General features: G+C 64.7%; 13 protein-coding genes and 1 pseudogene. 9 read left to right on the top strand and 5 right to left on the bottom strand.

From position 1 onward, the window contains the following. The first annotated feature begins 127 nt into the window (after window positions 1-127). Window positions 128-1,048, top strand: coding sequence for an AraC family transcriptional regulator (locus tag ABZO33_RS10750; RefSeq protein WP_414536007.1), 921 nt, complete (start codon window positions 128-130; stop codon window positions 1,046-1,048). A gap of 58 nt (window positions 1,049-1,106) precedes the next feature. On the opposite strand, the gene ABZO33_RS10745 is transcribed toward ABZO33_RS10750, so the two are convergent. Then, window positions 1,107-2,744, bottom strand: coding sequence for a 5-guanidino-2-oxopentanoate decarboxylase (locus tag ABZO33_RS10745; protein WP_414536340.1), 1,638 nt, complete (start codon window positions 2,742-2,744; stop codon window positions 1,107-1,109). 112 nt (window positions 2,745-2,856) lie between these two features. Here ABZO33_RS10745 and ABZO33_RS10740 point away from each other — a divergent pair, with 112 nt between their 5' ends. Next, the gene (locus ABZO33_RS10740) at window positions 2,857-3,723 is read left to right on the top strand and encodes a LysR substrate-binding domain-containing protein (RefSeq protein WP_414536006.1); all 867 of its coding nucleotides are present in this window, start codon (window positions 2,857-2,859) and stop codon (window positions 3,721-3,723) included. Between the two features lie 5 nt (window positions 3,724-3,728). Here the strand turns inward: ABZO33_RS10740 and ABZO33_RS10735 are convergent, their stop codons facing one another. Together ABZO33_RS10735 and ABZO33_RS10730 are read right to left on the bottom strand one after the other, a co-directional pair. Then, window positions 3,729-4,343, bottom strand: coding sequence for an NAD(P)-dependent oxidoreductase (locus tag ABZO33_RS10735; RefSeq protein WP_414536005.1), 615 nt, complete (start codon window positions 4,341-4,343; stop codon window positions 3,729-3,731). Window positions 4,344-4,371: 28 nt separating this feature from the next. Then, entirely contained in the window at window positions 4,372-5,247 is an 876-nt protein-coding gene (locus tag ABZO33_RS10730; RefSeq protein ID WP_414536004.1) for an MBL fold metallo-hydrolase, read from the bottom strand. 103 nt (window positions 5,248-5,350) lie between these two features. Here ABZO33_RS10730 and ABZO33_RS10725 point away from each other — a divergent pair, with 103 nt between their 5' ends. Together ABZO33_RS10725 and ABZO33_RS10720 are read left to right on the top strand one after the other, a co-directional pair. Continuing rightward, entirely contained in the window at window positions 5,351-6,259 is a 909-nt protein-coding gene (locus ABZO33_RS10725; protein ID WP_414536003.1) for a LysR family transcriptional regulator, read from the top strand. Window positions 6,260-6,335: 76 nt separating this feature from the next. Then, a complete protein-coding gene (locus tag ABZO33_RS10720) occupies window positions 6,336-6,509 on the top strand; it encodes a hypothetical protein (RefSeq protein WP_414536002.1) in 174 nt (57 codons plus the stop codon). Between the two features lie 6 nt (window positions 6,510-6,515). Here the strand turns inward: ABZO33_RS10720 and ABZO33_RS10715 are convergent, their stop codons facing one another. Further along, the gene (locus ABZO33_RS10715) at window positions 6,516-7,385 is read right to left on the bottom strand and encodes an isocitrate lyase/PEP mutase family protein (protein WP_414536001.1); all 870 of its coding nucleotides are present in this window, start codon (window positions 7,383-7,385) and stop codon (window positions 6,516-6,518) included. A gap of 409 nt (window positions 7,386-7,794) precedes the next feature. Between ABZO33_RS10715 and ABZO33_RS10710 the strand changes: the two genes are divergently transcribed. Then, window positions 7,795-9,246, top strand: a complete 1,452-nt coding sequence (locus ABZO33_RS10710) for an MDR family MFS transporter (RefSeq protein ID WP_414536000.1) — start codon at window positions 7,795-7,797, stop codon at window positions 9,244-9,246. Window positions 9,247-9,397: 151 nt separating this feature from the next. On the opposite strand, the gene ttgR is transcribed toward ABZO33_RS10710, so the two are convergent. After that, complete coding sequence (gene ttgR / locus ABZO33_RS10705) at window positions 9,398-10,030, bottom strand: efflux transport transcriptional regulator TtgR (RefSeq protein ID WP_023630222.1); 633 nt, start codon at window positions 10,028-10,030, stop codon at window positions 9,398-9,400. A 258-nt stretch (window positions 10,031-10,288) separates the two neighbouring features. On the opposite strand from ttgR, the gene ttgA reads away from it, so the two are divergent. The 4 genes and pseudogenes from ttgA to ABZO33_RS10685 all read left to right on the top strand — a co-directional run. Further along, on the top strand, window positions 10,289-11,443 hold the full coding sequence (gene ttgA / locus ABZO33_RS10700) for a toluene efflux RND transporter periplasmic adaptor subunit TtgA (protein WP_414535999.1): 1,155 nt from the start codon (window positions 10,289-10,291) through the stop codon (window positions 11,441-11,443). A 3-nt stretch (window positions 11,444-11,446) separates the two neighbouring features. Then, complete coding sequence (ttgB, locus tag ABZO33_RS10695) at window positions 11,447-14,599, top strand: multidrug efflux RND transporter permease subunit TtgB (RefSeq protein ID WP_414535998.1); 3,153 nt, start codon at window positions 11,447-11,449, stop codon at window positions 14,597-14,599. Continuing rightward, on the top strand, window positions 14,596-16,041 hold the full coding sequence (locus tag ABZO33_RS10690; RefSeq protein ID WP_414535997.1) for an AdeC/AdeK/OprM family multidrug efflux complex outer membrane factor: 1,446 nt from the start codon (window positions 14,596-14,598) through the stop codon (window positions 16,039-16,041). Before ttgB ends, ABZO33_RS10690 begins: the two co-directional genes overlap by 4 nt. 228 nt (window positions 16,042-16,269) lie before the next feature. After that, window positions 16,270-17,493: pseudogene (locus ABZO33_RS10685) on the top strand (OprD family porin); the annotation flags it as partial. Window positions 17,494-17,645: the final 152 nt, after the last annotated feature.

The following is a 17,645-nucleotide window of genomic DNA, read 5'->3' as shown; positions in this document are numbered from 1 at the left end:
GGTCATTACTGCCGAGCGATTGCCTGATCCTGCCGCGCGACAGGATCAGGCAATCGAACGACAGCATTCGACTAGCGCCCGACCTTGCCCATACCTATGCTGGCCCGGACCGTAGAGGAACCACGCCATGACCACGCTCCCGCCACCCGACTCGACCCTTGAGCTGCAGCGCCAGGAACTGGCCGCGCTGATCCAGCGCCACGCCGGCCAGCCCCATGGCCCGGCGTCGGCCATCGAAGATCTTTACCTCACGCGCTACGAAGAGGAGATCCGCGGCATGCCCGCGCTGGCCCAGCCGGCGTTGTGTATTCTTGCCCAAGGCAGCAAGACCCTGATCCTCGGCGACGAACATTACGCCTACGATCCGCTGCACTACATGGTGGTGTCGGTCACCTTGCCGATCAGCGGCGCCCTGCTCAAGGCCAGCCCCGAGCATCCCGCGTTGGGCTTGCGCCTGGACATCGACCCGGCGCAACTGAGCCAGCTGATCGCCGAAAGCAGCCCGATGGTGGTGCCCAACCGGCCATCAGGCCTGGGCCTGTACGTGGAGAAAAGCGATCCGCAGCTTCTCGACGCGTTGATCCGCCTGATCAAACTGCTGGATTCGCCCCGCGACATCGCCATCCTCGCGCCGATGATCCGCCGGGAAATCTTCTACCGCCTGTTGCGCGGCCCCCAGGGCTACCGGCTGTACGAAATCGCCCTGGCCAACAGCCAGACCCATCGGGTTTGCCAGGCGATTACCTGGCTCAACAACCATTACCAGCAGCCGCTGCGTATCGAAGACCTCGCCCGAGAAGTGAACCTCAGCGTCTCCACCTTGCATCACCGCTTCAAGTCGGTGACGTCGATGAGCCCCTTGCAGTACCAGAAGCAACTGCGCCTGCAGGAGGCCAGACGCCTGATGTTCAACGAGGGGTTGGAGGCTGCCGTGGCCGGCTACCGGGTGGGCTACGAGAGCCCATCCCAGTTCAGCCGCGAATACAGCCGGCTGTACGGCGCGCCGCCGATCCGTGACGTGGCAAGGTTACGCGCCAGCGCCAGTTGACCGACCCGCCACCCCCGCTGTTTGCCGGCGAATCGAAGGCACAGCCCCCGTGGCGCAGTCAGCCTTGCACAGCCAACTGCCATTGCCCCTGATCCACCTGGATCAACGTCGGCCCCGCGCGCTCCACCGCCCGGCCCAGCGCCGCCTGCAACTGCGCCACGTCAGCCACCGACTCGGCATCGGCCCCCAACGCTCGTGCCACGCCAATGAAGTCCGGGGTGTGGATGTCCACGCCGACCGGCTCGATCGCCCGGTTGACCATGTACTTCTTGATTTCCTCGTACCCCTGGTTGTTCCACAGCAGCACGATCAGCGGCACCTGCGCCTCGACGGCACTGGCCAGTTCCGGCAGGGTGAATTGCAATCCGCCATCACCGATCAGGCATACCGTGGGCGCACGTGCGGCGCGCATTTCGGCGCTGCCGAGCCAGGCCCCCATGGCCGCCGGCAATGCATAGCCCAGCGTGCCGTAGCCGGTCGAGGCATTGAACCAGCGGCGCGGTCGGGCCATGTCCAGGGTCAGGTTGCCGGTGTAGACCGGCTGGGTCGAATCGCCCACCAGCACGGCGTCCGGCAGGGTTTCCAGGATGCCATGCAGCAAACGGGTCTGACTCAAGGTCGGCTGATCCCAGGTGGCGGCGTTGTCCTGGCGCAGCCGGGCGGCCCGAGCAGCGCCCCAGTGACCATCACGCGGTGGTTGCGCCTGCATGTGCAAGGCCACCAGCAGGGCTTCGGTTGCCTGTGCGGCATCGGCCACCAGGGCCAGCTCGGGCGGGTAGTTGCGCACCGTCTGGTCCGGGTCGATATCGATCCGCAGCAGGCTGCCGGGGATCTCGAAACCACCCTTGAACGTCACGTCGTAATCGGTCTCGGCCAGCTCGGTACCGATGGCCAGCACCACGTCGGCCTCGGCCACCAGTGCACGGGTGGCCGGCAAAGTCTGGGTCGAGCCGATCTGCAGCGGGTGATCGGCGGGCAGCAGCCCCTTGGCATTGATGGTCAGCGCCACTGGCGCCTGCAGGTGCTCGGCCAGCCTGGCCAGCCCGGAGCCGGCTGCCAGGGCACCACCGCCGGCGAGGATCAACGGCCGGCGCGCCTTGGCCAGGCGCACCGCCATCTGCTGCACGGTCTGCGGCGCCGCACCCGCCCGCGCGGTGCGCACCGGGCGGCCGGGCAGCAGGTGATCGGCGGGCTCCACCAGCACATCCAGCGGGATCTCGATATGCACCGGGCGCGGGCGACCACCGTCGAACACGGCGAAAGCGCGAGCCAGCACCTCGGGCAGGTCGTCGGCACTCATCAGGGTATGCGAAAACGCCGCCACCCCCGCCACCAGCCCGGCCTGGTTGGGCAGTTCGTGCAACTTGCCGCGCCCGCCACCCAGCTGGCTGCGCGACTGCACGCTGGAAATCACCAGCATCGGAATCGAGTCGGCGTAGGCCTGGCCCATGGCGGTGGTGATGTTGGTCATGCCTGGGCCGGTGATGATGAAGCACACCCCGGGCTTGCCCCGGGTACGCGAGTAGCCATCAGCCATGAATCCAGCGCCCTGCTCGTGGCGCGGGGTGATGTGGCGGATCGAGGACGCAGCCAGGCCGCGGTAGAGTTCCACGGTATGCACGCCGGGAATGCCGAAGACATGATCGACACCATAGCCTTCGAGGAGTTTGACCAGCACTTCACCACAGGTTGCCATCATCGAGTACCCGATTCTTGTTGAGACTTGTGCTCATGGAACCAAGGGCCGACTACCGCCACAATGCAAAAAAACACATACTAGCCATGACCTCATATCATGGCTTATCACAATGAAACGCCTGCCGCCCCTTCCCGCCCTGCACACCTTCCTGGTGACCGCCCAGCACTGCAACTTCACCCGTGCCGCGCAACAGCTGCATATCACCCAGGGCGCGGTCAGCCGACAGATCGCCGGGCTCGAGGAACATCTGGGCTATGCGCTGTTCCAGCGCCAGGCCCGTGGCCTGGCCCTGACCCGCGAAGGACAGGACTGGCTGCCCCGGGTGCAGCAGGTCTTCGCCCTGATCGAGCAAGGCGTGCGCGAAGTCGGCGGGCGCAGCACGACGCTGCAGCTCAAGGCGCCGACTTGTGTGATGCGTTGGCTGCTGCCACGCTTGCTGGAGTGGCAGGCACTGCGCCCGGACGTGCCGGTGGAATTGACCACCACGGTGCAGCATGGCGTGGATTTTCGCCGCGAGGGCTTCGATGCAGCCGTTGTGTATGGCGCGGTGCCGAACCATGGGTTGCAGGTACGCAAGCTGTTCGATGAGCAACTGACACCGGTCTGCGCCCCCTCGGTAGCGAGCGGCCCCTTGCAGTTGCAGGACCTGGCGCGGCAGATGCTGCTGCACCCCTCTCGGGACGAGCATGACTGGCGGTTGTGGTTGCAGGCGGCCAATGCCGGGTTCGAGCCCCAGGGGCCAAAGCAGCACTTCGAGACACTGGACATGGCAATGGCCATGGCCTCCCAGGGCACAGGGATCGCCATCGGCGATTTCTCGCTGATCGGCGACGACCTGTGTGCTGGTCGGTTGTGCATGCCATTCGAGCTGAAGGTAACGACCGGCAAGGGCTATTACCTGGTGAGCCCGTCGAAGACCATGCCCCCGGGGTTGGTCGAGTTGATGGAGTGGCTGCAAGCGCGAGCCCGGCTGTAGACGACTCAGTAGCCGACCGTGAACCGCGCCCGCGAGTGCGCCGGTTTCTCCAGCTCGTCGAGCATGGCGATGGCGTAGTCGGCAAAGGTGATCCAGCTCTTGCCTTCAGCCCCGATCAGCAGGTGATCCTTGCCCAGGGTGTAGTGCCCGCTGCGCTCACCTTCGACGAACTCCGCCGACGGCGACAGGAAAGTCCAGTCCAGGCTCGGCTCACGGCGCAACGCTTCGAGAAAGCGCACCCCGGCACTGGCCTCGGCCTTGTAGGCTTCCGGGAAATCCGGGCTGTCGATCACCCGGTGTCCGGACGGCAGCAGCAGGCTACCGGCCCCGCCCACCACCAGCAGGCGCTTGACCCCGGCACGCTTGACCGGCTCGATGATCGCGTCAGGCTCGATGGTCGAGAAATGCGCCGCGCTCAACACCGCGTCGCAGCCTGTCACGGCCGCCTGCAGGGCGGCACTGTCCTTGGCATCCAGCGCCTTGACCGTGACGCCGTCACGGCCTTGCAGCGTACTCGGATTGCGGGCGATGGCCACCACACTGTGACCCCGACGCAAGGCCTCTTCCAGCAACTGGCTGCCGGCACGCCCAGTGGCGCCGATGATTGCGATCTTGCTCATGGGAAACACTCCAACAGGTTGAAAAGGGTTACCACTTCATCTCGCCCTTGGCGACCTTGGCACCCAACTCAAGGGAACTCTCGTCACCCAGGTTCGGATAGCGCTGCTTCATCGCTGCGATCAGCGCGGCGGCGTTGGCAGCCTTGGCGGCCTCGGTATCGAAGTCACGAATGTAGCCGGCGGTGAAGCGCACCGCGTCCAGCGAACGGCTGCTGTCGCCCAGGTAGTGCCCCGGGATTACCGTGCGCGGGGTGAGCTGCTCGATCTTCGCCAAGGTCTTCAGCCAGTCGGAGTGGGATTGCGCGGTCTGGGTGTCGGCCATCCACACATGGATGCCCTCGGAAACCACCACGCCACCGACAACTGCCTTGATCGAGGGAATCCACACGAAGCTACGGTCCGGCTGCGGACCATCCAGGCCGACAACTTCCAGTGCCTGGCCTTCCAGCTCCAGGCGATTGCCCTTGAGGACCTGCGGCACCACCAGGCGTGCCGGCTTGTCCGCGCCCATCTGCGGGCCCCAGTAGGCCAGCTTGGCGTCCATGGTCTTGCGGATGTGCTCGACAGTGGCGGCCGAAGCGACCACCCGTGCCTTGGGAAACGCCTGGGTGATGGTGTCCAGGCCGAAGTAGTAGTCCGGGTCGCCATGGCTGACGTAGATGGTGGTCAGCTGCTTGCCGCTGGCACGCAGGCGCTCGACCACCTGCTCGGCCTGGGCCTTGCCGAACTGGGCGTCGACCAGGATGGCATCGTGGGCACCGCTGACGATCACCGAGCTGACCGGGAAGATCGCCGCGTGACCGGGGTTGTAGGCGTCCAGTTTGAGTGGTTCGCCAGCCATGGCCTGGCCACCGAGGGTAAGGCAGGCCAGCAGCAGGCCGCGAAGGGGCGTGAAGAGAGACATTGCAAGATCCTGTGAGTGGGACGATGGGTGCAAGCTTAGTTGCCCGATCCAATACAAAAAATGCGATGCTTCGACATAGTTTGTTTCTGAAATCGGACAGATCATGGATCGGCTCAACGCCATGCGCGTATTCGTCACCGTCGTCGACCTGGGCAGCCAGTCGGCCGCCGCAGACCACCTGGAACTCTCCAGGCCTGTGGTATCCCGCTACCTGGCGGAGCTGGAGGACTGGGTCGGGGCCCGCCTGATGCAACGCACCACCCGCAAGCTCAGCTTGACGGCAGCGGGCCTCGAGACCCTGCCACGTTGTCGGCAGATGCTGGAGCTGGCCGGCGACCTGCAAAGCGCCGTGCGCCAGCCGGACGACGCGCCCCGTGGCGAGCTGCGCATCAGCGTCAGCACCTCGTTCGGCCAGGCCCAGCTGGTGGATGCACTGGCGGCCTACGTCAAACGCTACCCCGGGGTGAAGGTTGAGCTGCAGATGCTCGACCGCACCGTCAACCTGGTGGACGAGCGCATCGACCTGGCGATCCGCACCAGCAACGACGTCGACCCCAACCTCATTGCCCGGCGCCTGAGCGTGTGCCGCTCAGTGGTCTGCGCCAGCCCCGCCTACCTGCGCGAGCACGGTACGCCGGACCGGGTCGAGGCGTTGAGCCAGCACAACTGCCTGACCCACGCCTACTTTGGCCACAACCTGTGGCATTTCGAGGTGGACGGGCAGAACGTCGCCGTGCCGGTGCAGGGCAATATCAGCGCCAACGAGGCCATGACCCTGCAGAAGGCCGCCCTGGCCCATGCCGGCATCGCCATGCTGCCCACCTACCAGGCGGCCGCCGCGCTGCGCAGTGGCGAGCTGGTGCGATTGCTGCCGCAAGCCAAGCCGCGGGAACTGACCCTGAATGCGGTGTACACCTCGCGCAAGCACATGCCGGCGACGTTGCGCAGCATGCTGGACTTTCTCGCGCAGCGGTTTGCCGACGAACCGGAGTGGGACAAGGGATTGAGTTGAGTCAAGACGGTGCAGTTACGCGCATTGGGCCTATGCTTGTAGGTATCACCTGTTGCATCAACAGGAGGTCCGCACCATGAGTATCAAATCCAGGCGTTGCGCCCTCGTCTTCGCCCTGGTCGCGGTGGCCGGGCTCTACGGCTCGGCCTGCTGGCGGGTGGAGCTGCTGCGCAGCCAGCCCAACACGGCCAACAGTTGCGTACATGAGCATTGCGTGCCCCACAGCGCCACGCTGAGCGCCATCAGGTAGGTCGGATCACTCCTCGACGCTCATGTACTCTTTCGCCCAGCGGATGTAGTCCTCAGGCTGGGTGTAGGTGTGCGAAAGCTCGGTGGCGCCGAGGCTGTCCGACTTGTGCTGCAGGCCACGCTGCTGGCGCAGGCAATCGTAGGTGGCCTTGATCGCGGCGAAGTAGGCGGCATGGCCGTCGACCACGATACGCACGCCCAGGCGCGCCAGGCGCTCGTCGTCGCGCAGGTTGGGGTTGGCGTAGGTCACCAGCATCAACGGCACGCTCAGGTGCTCGGCAATCTGTTCAAGCTGCTCGAAGTCCTTGACCCCCACCATGCAGATGCCATCGGCGCCGGCCTTCTGGTAGCTCTGGGTGCGCACGATGATTTCCTCGGTGGTGAGCACCCCGGCATTGGTCCGGGCGATGATCGCCAGGGCCGAATCGACACGCGCCTCCAGCGCCGCGCGGATCTTGCCCACGCCCTCGTCCACCGAAATCAGGTCGGTGGACTTGCGGCCGAACTGGGCCGGCAGCAAGGTGTCCTCGATGGTCAGCGCGGCTACGCCAGCACGTTCCAGTTCGATGACCGTGCGCATCACGTTGAGCGCATTGCCGTAGCCGTGGTCGGCATCGGCGAGTACCGGCAACTGGGCGACACGGCCGATGCGGGTGGCCTGCTCGACGAACTCGCTGAGGGTGATCAGGGCGAAATCCGGCGCGGCCAGGACCTGCAGCGAGGCGACCGAACCACCGAGAATGCCGACTTCAAAACCAAGGTCGGCGGCAATACGGGCTGACATCGGGTCGAACACCGACGCGGTGTGATAGCACGAACCTGAAGCAAGCAGTTCGCGGAAGGCAAAACGCAGATCGTGGTGGGAAGCCTTGGGCATGATCACTCCGCTTGTAATGAGAAATTGTGAACGGCTGACAACCGACCCCTGTATCGGGTCTACCTGACTGTTCCAACCGTCGCCATCAGGGCGCAGGGCGGTCATGCTCGACATGCAGGCAGAGGAATAGAAGGTGTGGACATACAGCAACGCGAAATCCTCTGGAATATACTTGCACCAAGCTGGTGCAGGCCCCGGATTTCAGCCTCTGCGGCCAAGCCACGATATCACGCGGCCATGCAGCACTGGATGAATGCGCCAATGCCGATCTTGCATAGGGGATGCACGGAGTACATAGGTAGCTATGTAACTCAGCGTACAATGCCCACCATGAATGAGCCCATCGCGGGGCAAGCCCGCTCCCGCGATGCCTCGCGATCGCGCCAGCGCTGACCACAAGGTACCCACCGTGACCGCCGCCCTGCCCCCCACTGTTCTGCGCAGCGTCCTCACCGCCCTGATGCTGGCGATCTTCCTCGGCGCCCTCGACCAGACCATCGTCGCCGTGTCCATGCCGGCAATCTCCGCGCAGTTCAACGATGTCGGCCTGCTGGCCTGGGTCATCTCCGGCTACATGGTGGCCATGACCATCGCCGTGCCGATCTACGGCAAGCTCGGCGACCTGTATGGCCGCCGGCGCATGATCCTCACCGGCACCGCCCTGTTCACCCTGGCCTCGGTGGCCTGCGGCCTGGCCCAGGACATGCCACAGCTGGTGCTGGCCCGAGTGCTTCAGGGCATCGGCGCTGGCGGCATGGTGTCAGTCAGCCAGGCGATCATCGGCGACTTCGTGCCGCCCCGCGAGCGCGGCCGCTACCAGGGCTATTTCAGCAGCATGTATGCCCTGGCCAGTGTCGCCGGGCCGGTGCTCGGCGGCTGGCTGACCGAGTACCTGTCCTGGCGCTGGGTGTTCTGGATCAACCTGCCACTGGGACTGGTCGCCCTTTGGGTGATCCATCGGGCGCTGGACGGCTTGCCGGTCAAGCACCGCGAAGCCCAGGTCGATTACCTTGGCGCGGTGCTGATGATCATCGGCCTGGGCAGCCTGCTGCTGGGCATTACCCTGGTCGGCCAAGGGCACCCCTGGCAGTCGCCGCAGGTGCTGGCGCTGCTGGGCTGCGCACTGCTCGGGCTGCTGACGTTCATCGCCCACGAGCGCCGTTGCCGCGAGCCGCTGCTGCCGTTGAGCCTGTTCGGCAACCGGGTCGCGGTGCTGTGCTGGTGCGTGATCTTCTTCGCCAGCTTCCAGTCGATCTCGTTGACCATGCTGATGCCCCTGCGCTACCAGGGCATCACCGGTGCCGGTGCCGACAGCGCGGCGCTGCACCTGCTGCCGCTGGCAATGGGGTTGCCCATCGGCGCCTTCACCGGCGGGCGCATGACCAGCCGCACCGGCCGCTTCAAGCCGCAGATCCTGACCGGCGCACTGCTGATGCCGCTGGCCATCGCCGCCATGGCGCTGACGCCACCGCAATCGGGGTTGCTCGGCGCGCTGTTCATGCTGCTGACCGGCATCGCCTGCGGCTTGCAATTCCCCACCTCGCTGGTAGGCACGCAAAGCGCTGTGGACAGCAAGGACATTGGCGTCGCGACCAGCACCACCAACCTGTTCCGCTCGCTCGGCGGAGCGATGGGGGTGGCGTGCATGTCCAGCCTGTTGCTGGCGTTGTTGCACCAGGGCGGCTTCGAGATGCTGGGCAACCCATTGCTGGGCAGCCTCAAGGCGGGCGAGGCGGATCCGCAGACCCAGGCGCGCTTGCTGGAAACCTTCCGCGACCTGTTGCTGGTCAGTGCCGGGGCATCGCTGATCGGCCTGCTGGCGGCGCTGGCCTTGCCGGACAGACAGTTGCGCGGGCGCTGACAGCCGTGGGAGCGGGCTTGCCCCGCGATGGCGTCCGCCCAGGCGACATCATGGCCTGAAGGTTGTCATCGCCGGGCAAGCCCGCTCCCACTCTATTAATCCTGCGTTAACCGAAAAGAGATAACACTTCCTCACAATCGTTAACAAAGTGTCATTTGCGCAAGCCAGGGCTCAAGCGCAGCATATCCAGCCCGGTGTCGACCCATTTCTCGACATCGCCCAACAGGTCGAAGCTCTCGGGGAGCAGCAGCCAGCGGCCGATCAGGCCATCCACATAGGCAAACATGGCCACCGCAGCCCGGTCGATCTCGAGCTCGGCAGGCAACTGGCCACGGCGTACTGCATTGCCCAAGGCCAGGGCAATGCTTTGATGGCAGTCCAGCACAGCGCCTTGACGCTGCTGGCGAATCTCACACATGTCGTCGGTGAACTCGCACTTGTGATGCAGGATTTCGTTGATACGCCGGGTTCGGGCATCAAGCACCAACTCGTTGAACACTTGCAGCAACAGCTTGCGCATGCAGCCGAGCGGGTCGAGCTCGTCCTCGCTTTCACTGGCGCGAGCCAGGTGGTCATGGGTCTCGTGCAGGCTGTCGAGCAGCGCCTGAACCAGCTCGGCCTTGTTGCTGAAGTGCCAGTAGATCGCACCACGAGTAACGCCGGCCAGTTCAGCGATGTCGGCCAGGGTGGTACGCGCTACCCCACGCTTGTAGAAAGCCTTCTCCGCCGCCTCGATGATCTGGGCGCGGGTTTCCTGGGCTTCTTCTTTGGTTCGACGGACCATGGCAGTACAACCTCATCAGGCCCCGCGCGCTCGATCTGGCGAGCGGGAATCAGGCCGGGGCAGGCTCTTTCAAGGCCGCTCCCGGGTGGATTTGGGCGATCGGCGGTGGTCACTCACGACGCACCGGCACTATTTACAAACAACCATGAATGTAAGTATATTCCTTAGCAAGCTATTTATCCACCGGATAGCGTTTTTCTGACAAAGCACTTCCACTATATTCTTGAGCTCCCCTGCTCCTGCGACCCGAGGATCCTCATGCAATTCAAGCCAGCCGTAACCGCCCTGGTTTCCGCCGTGGCCCTGGCAACCCTGCTCAGTGGCTGTAAGAAAGAGGAAGCAGCGCCTGCGCCGCAGGCTCCTCAGGTCGGCGTCGTGACCGTACAACCGCAAGCCTTCACCCTGACCTCGGAACTGCCGGGGCGCACCAGCGCCTACCGCGTGGCCGAGGTCCGCCCACAGGTGAACGGCATCATTCTCAAGCGCCTGTTCAAGGAAGGCAGCGACGTCAAGGAAGGGCAACAGCTCTACCAGATCGACCCAGCCGTCTACGAGGCGAACCTGGCCAACGCCCAGGCCAACCTGCAGGCTACCCGCTCGCTGGCCGAGCGCTACAAGCAACTGATCGACGAGCAGGCCGTTTCCAAGCAGGAATACGATGACGCCAATGCCAAACGATTGCAGGCCGAGGCGTCGCTCAAGAGCGCCCAGATCGACCTGCGCTACACCAAGGTGCTGGCCCCGATCAGTGGCCGCGTCGGTCGTTCCTCGGTCACCGAAGGCGCCCTGGTGAACAACGGCCAGACCAACGCCATGGCCACCATCCAGCAGCTCGACCCGATCTACGTCGACGTCACCCAGTCCACCGCCGAGCTGCTCAAGCTGCGCCGTGACCTGGAAGGCGGCCAGCTGCAGAAGGCCGGCGACAATGCCGCCCAGGTTCAGCTGGTGCTGGAAGACGGCAGCCTGTTCAAGCAACAGGGCCGCCTGGAGTTCTCCGAAGTCGCGGTCGACGAAACCACCGGCTCCGTCACCCTGCGCGCAATCTTCCCCAACCCCGACCACACCCTGCTGCCCGGCATGTTCGTGCATGCGCGGCTCAAGGCCGGGGTCAACGCCAACGCCATCCTGGCCCCGCAACAGGGCGTGACCCGCGACCTCAAGGGCGCGCCAACCGCGCTGGTGGTCAACCAGGAGAACAAGGTCGAACTGCGCCAACTCAAGGCCAGCCGTACCCTGGGCAGCGACTGGCTGATCGAGGAAGGCCTGAACCCGGGCGACCGCCTGATCACCGAAGGCCTGCAGTTCGTGCGACCAGGCGTCGAGGTCAAGGTCAGCGAAGCCACCAACGTCAAGAAGCCGGCCGGCCCTGCTCAGGCCAACACGGCCAAAGCTGACGCCAAAGCGGAGTAAACCATGTCGAAGTTCTTTATCGATCGCCCGATCTTCGCCTGGGTGATCGCCCTGGTGATCATGCTGGTCGGCGCCTTGTCGATCCTGAAGCTGCCGATCAACCAGTACCCGAGCATCGCCCCACCGGCCATCGCCATCTCCGTGACCTACCCGGGCGCCTCGGCGCAGACGGTGCAGGACACCGTGGTGCAGGTGATCGAGCAGCAGCTCAACGGTATCGACAACCTGCGTTATGTGTCGTCGGAAAGTAACTCCGACGGCAGCATGACCATCACTGCCACCTTCGAGCAGGGCACCAACTCGGACACCGCGCAGGTCCAGGTACAGAACAAGCTGAACCTGGCCACCCCGTTGTTGCCGCAGGAAGTGCAGCAGCAAGGTATCCGCGTCACCAAGGCAGTGAAGAACTTCCTGCTGGTGATCGGCCTGGTGTCCGAAGACGGCAGCATGACCAAGGACGACCTGGCCAACTACATCGTCTCCAACATGCAGGACCCGATCTCGCGGACCGCAGGCGTGGGTGACTTCCAGGTGTTCGGTGCGCAGTACGCCATGCGTATCTGGCTGGATCCGGCCAAGCTGAACAAGTTCCAGCTGACCCCGGTCGACGTGCGCACCGCGGTCGCCGCGCAAAACGTTCAGGTATCCTCCGGCCAGCTCGGCGGCCTGCCGGCACTGCCAGGTACCCAGCTCAACGCCACCATCATCGGCAAGACCCGTCTGCAGACCGCCGAGCAGTTCGAGAAGATCCTGCTCAAGGTCAATGCCGACGGTTCCCAGGTGCGCCTGGGCGACGTGGCCCAGGTTGGCCTGGGCGGCGAAAACTACGCCATCAGCGCCCAGTTCAACGGCAAGCCGGCCTCGGGCCTGGCGGTCAAGCTGGCCACCGGCGCCAACGCCCTGGATACCGCCAAGGCGCTGCGCACGACCATCAGCGGCCTGGAGCCGTTCTTCCCGCCGGGGGTGAAGGCCGTATTCCCGTATGACACCACCCCAGTGGTCACCGAATCGATCAGCGGGGTGATCCACACCCTGATCGAAGCCGTGGTCCTGGTGTTCCTGGTGATGTACCTGTTCCTGCAGAACTTCCGCGCCACCATCATCACCACCATGACCGTACCGGTGGTATTGCTGGGTACGTTCGGCATCCTCGCCGCCGCCGGCTTCAGCATCAACACCCTGACCATGTTCGCCATGGTCCTGGCCATCGGCCTGCTGGTGGACGATGCCATCGTCGTGGTGGAGAACGTCGAGCGGGTGATGTCCGAGGAAGGGTTGCCACCCAAGGAAGCGACCAAGCGCTCCATGGAGCAGATCCAGGGTGCCCTGGTGGGTATCGCCCTGGTACTGTCGGCGGTACTGCTACCGATGGCCTTCTTCGGCGGTTCCACCGGTGTGATCTATCGCCAGTTCTCCATCACCATCGTCTCGGCCATGGGCCTGTCGGTGCTGGTGGCGCTGATCTTCACCCCGGCCCTGTGCGCCACCATGCTCAAGCCGCTGAAGAAGGGCGAGCACCATGTGGCCAAGCGCGGCTTCTTCGGCTGGTTCAACCGCAACTTCGACCGCAGCGTCGTCGGCTATGAGCGTAGCGTCGGCACCATCCTGCGCAACAAGATCCCGTTCCTGCTGGCCTACGCGCTGATCGTGGTCGGCATGATCTGGCTGTTCGCGCGCATCCCGACCGCTTTCCTGCCGGAAGAAGACCAGGGCGTGCTGTTCGCCCAGGTACAGACCCCGGCCGGCTCCAGTGCCGAGCGCACCCAGGTGGTGGTCGACCAGATGCGTGAGTACCTGCTCGACAAGGAAGCCGATACCGTGGCGTCCGTGTTCACCGTCAACGGCTTCAACTTCGCCGGCCGCGGCCAGAGCTCGGGCATGGCATTCATCATGCTCAAGCCTTGGGGCGAGCGCTCGAAGGAGAACAGTGTGTTCGCCCTCGCCCAGCGCGCGCAGATGCACTTCTTCAGCTTCCGCGACGCGATGGTGTTCGCCTTCGCCCCGCCAGCGGTACTCGAACTGGGTAACGCCACCGGCTTCGACGTGTTCCTCCAGGACCGCGCCGGGGTCGGCCACGAGAAGCTGATGGAAGCGCGCAACCAGTTCCTGGCCAAGGCCGCGCAGAGCAAGATCCTCAGCGCCGTGCGTCCAAACGGCCTGAACGACGAGCCGCAGTACCAGTTGACCATCGACGACGAACGCGCCAGCGCCCTGGGCGTGACCATCGCCGATATCAACAACACCCTGTCGATTGCCCTCGGCGGTAGCTACGTCAACGACTTCATCGACCGTGGCCGGGTCAAGAAGGTCTACATCCAGGGTGCGCCAAACGCCCGGATGAGCCCGGAAGACCTGCAGAAGTGGTACGTGCGCAACGGCAAGGGCGAGATGGTGCCGTTCTCCTCCTTCGCCAAGGGCGAGTGGAGCTATGGCTCGCCGAAACTGTCGCGCTACAACGGCGTGGAAGCGGTCGAGATCCTCGGTACCCCGGCGCCGGGCTACAGTACCGGTGAGGCCATGGCCGAAGTCGAGCGCATCGCCGGCGAACTGCCAACCGGCATCGGCTACTCCTGGACCGGCATGTCCTACGAGGAAAAACTCTCCGGCTCGCAGATGCCGGCGCTGTTTGCCCTCTCGGTGCTGTTCGTGTTCCTCTGCCTGGCGGCGCTGTACGAAAGCTGGTCGATCCCGATCGCGGTCGTGCTGGTCGTGCCACTGGGTATCATCGGTGCCCTGCTCGCCACCAGCCTGCGCGGCTTGTCCAACGACGTGTACTTCCTGGTCGGCCTGCTGACCACCATCGGCCTGGCAGCGAAGAACGCGATCCTGATCGTCGAGTTCGCCAAGGAACTGCACGAGCAGGGCAAAAGCCTGTACGACGCAGCCATCGAGGCCTGCCGCATGCGTCTGCGCCCGATCATCATGACCTCGCTGGCGTTCATCCTCGGCGTGGTACCGTTGACCATCGCCAGCGGCGCTGGCGCCGGCAGCCAGCACGCCATCGGCACCGGTGTGATCGGCGGCATGATCAGTGCGACCATACTGGCCATCTTCTGGGTACCGCTATTCTTCGTCGCAGTGTCGTCGCTGTTCGGCAGCAAAGAGCCGAAAGAACACGCCACCCCTGAAACTCCACGTTATGAGGCTGGGCAATGACCAAGTCTTTGTTGTCCCTGGCGGTAACCGCCTTCATCCTCGGCGGTTGCTCGCTGATCCCCGACTACCAGACGCCAGAGGCGCCGGTGGCCGCGCAGTGGCCGCAAGGCCCTGCGTACTCGCCGACCCAATCGGCCGACGTCGCCGCGGCCGAACAGGGCTGGCGCCAGTTCTTCCACGACCCGGCGCTGCAGCAACTGATCCAGACGTCACTGGAAAACAACCGCGACCTGCGGGTCGCGGCGTTGAACATCGACGCCTACCGCGCGCAGTACCGCATCCAGCGCGCCGACCTGCTGCCAGCGGTTTCCGCCAATGGCAGCGGCAGCCGCCAACGGATGCCGGGGAATATGTCGCAGACCGGCGAGGCGAACATCACCAGCCAGTACTCGGCCACCCTCGGTGTCAGCGCCTATGAGCTGGACCTGTTCGGCCGGGTGCGCAGCCTGACCCAGCAGGCCCTGGAAACCTACCTGTCCAGTGAACAGGCGCGCCGCTCCACGCAGATCAGCCTGGTGGCCAGCGTGGCCAACGCCTACTACACCTGGCAGGCCGACCAGGCGCTGCTGAAGCTGACCGAGGAAACGCTCAAGACGTACGAAGAGAGCTACAACCTCACCCGCCGCAGCAATGAGGTGGGCGTGGCCTCGGCTCTCGACCTGAGCCAGGCACGCACTGCCGTCGAAGGCGCGCGCGTCAAGCTGTCGCAGTACCAGCGCCTGGTCGCCCAGGACCTCAACAGCCTCACCGTGCTGGTAGGTACCGGCGTGCCGGCCACCCTGCCCAAGCCGCTGGAGCTCAATGCCGACCAACTGGCCGAAGTGCCGGCCGGCCTGCCGTCCGACATCCTGCAGCGCCGTCCGGACATCCAGGAGGCAGAGCACCTGCTCAAGGCCGCCAACGCCAACATCGGCGCGGCCCGGGCAGCGTTCTTCCCGAGCATCAGCCTGACCGCCAACGCCGGTACCCTGAGCCCGGACATGGGCGGGCTGTTCAAGGGGGGCTCGGGCACCTGGCTGTTCCAGCCGCAGATCAACCTGCCGATCTTCAACGCCGGCAGCCTGCGGGCCAGCCTGGACTACTCGAAGATCCAGAAAGACATCAACGTCGCCAAGTACGAAAAGACCATCCAGACCGCCTTCCAGGAAGTCGCCGATGGCCTGGCCGCACGCAAGACCTTCGAAGAGCAGCTGCAGGCGCAACGCGATCTGGTCGCCGCCAACCAGGACTACTACCGCCTGGCCGAGCGCCGCTATCGCATCGGTATCGACAGCAACCTGACCTTCCTCGATGCCCAGCGCAACCTGTTCAGCGCCCAGCAGTCGCTGATCGGTGATCGCCTGTCGCAGCTGGTCAGCGAGGTCAACCTGTACAAGGCCCTCGGCGGCGGCTGGTACGAGCAGACCCAGCAGCAAGCCTCGATCCAGACACCGAAAGGCTGACTGGACCGCTGACAGCATCAAGCCCACCCTTGCGGTGGGCTTTTTGTTGCGCGGTCACATTGCGTTCGATAACCGCCCCGTTCCGCGTTCCACGAATTGCCTCGCCCCCACCCTCCCCCGCACCATCGCCCACGCAACGTTGCACACGTTCTCTCTAAAGACGCCCAACCCTGCGACCACAACCGCAGCGAACCGGCTCGCCCAATAAAAACAAGAGATCCACGACAGATGAGCACTTTGCAACCCGCACGCCAGCTGCTGCCCGGCCTGTTGGCCCTGTCCTGCGCCCTGCCCGGCGTGGCCGCCGAAGGTGGCTTCCTGGAAGACGCCAAGGCCAGCCTCAACCTGCGCAACTTCTACATCAACCGCAACTTCGTCGACCCGGCCAACCCCCAGGGCAAGGCTGAAGAATGGACCCAGAGCTTCATCCTCGACGCCCGTTCCGGCTTCACCCAGGGCACCGTCGGTTTCGGCATCGATGTGCTGGGGCTGTACTCGGTCAAACTCGATGGCGGCAAGGGCACGGCCGGCACCCACCTGCTGCCGGTGCATGACGATGGCCGCCCGGCCGATGATTTCGGCCGCCTGGGCGTGGCGCTGAAGACGCGCCTGTCGCAGACCGAGCTCAAAGTCGGCGAGTGGATGCCGGTGCTGCCGATCCTGCGTTCGGACGATGGTCGTTCCTTGCCGCAGACGTTCCGCGGCGGTCAGCTCACCTCGAAGGAGATCGACGGCCTGACCCTCTATGCCGGCCAGTTCCGCGGCAACAGCCCGCGCAACGATGCGAGCATGGAGGACATGTTCATGCAGGGGCGCGCCGGTATCACCTCAGACCGCTTCAACTTCGCCGGCGGCGAATACAGCTTCAACGACAAACGCACGCTGGTCGGCCTGTGGGATGCCCGGCTAAAAGACATTTATCGCCAGCAGTATCTGAACCTGGTGCACAGCCAGCCGTTGGGCGACTGGACCTTGGGCGCCAACCTGGGCTACTTCCTCGGCAAGGAGGATGGCAGCGCCCGCGCCGGCGACCTGGACAACCGCACCGCCTCGGCCATGCTCTCGGCGCGCTACCAGGGCCACACCTTCTACATCGGCCTGCAGAAGGTCAGTGGCGACGACGCCTGGATGCGCGTCAACGGCACCAGCGGTGGCACGCTGGCCAACGACAGTTACAACGCCAGCTTCGACAATGCCAAGGAGCGCTCCTGGCAACTGCGTCATGACTTCAATTTCGTCACCGTCGGCATCCCCGGCCTGACCTTGATGAACCGCTACATCAAAGGCAACAACGTGCATGTCGGCACTGTCAACGATGGCAAGGAATGGGCCCGGGAGACCGAACTGGCCTACGTGGTGCAGGCCGGGACATTCAAGGACCTGTCGGTGAAGTGGCGCAATTCGACCATGCGCAGGGATTTCAGCAGCAACGCATTCGATGAGAACCGGTTGGGCCGCCGCACCGCCGCTCCCCCGCCGCCCGCACAACATAGGAACGGCGTGGGAGCGGCGATGCGGCGACCCGACTTGCCCCGCGATTGGACCTGCCGTCCGGCAAATAACCAGAAGACATATTCAAATCAAATAACATTCTTTGACGCTAT

It is taken from the genome of Pseudomonas sp. CAM1A (assembly GCF_047501685.1).
Classification (GTDB): Bacteria; Pseudomonadota; Gammaproteobacteria; order Pseudomonadales; family Pseudomonadaceae; genus Aquipseudomonas.
The sequence above is the reverse complement of the archived record's forward strand: the minus strand, read 5'-3'. Positions and strand labels throughout refer to the sequence as shown.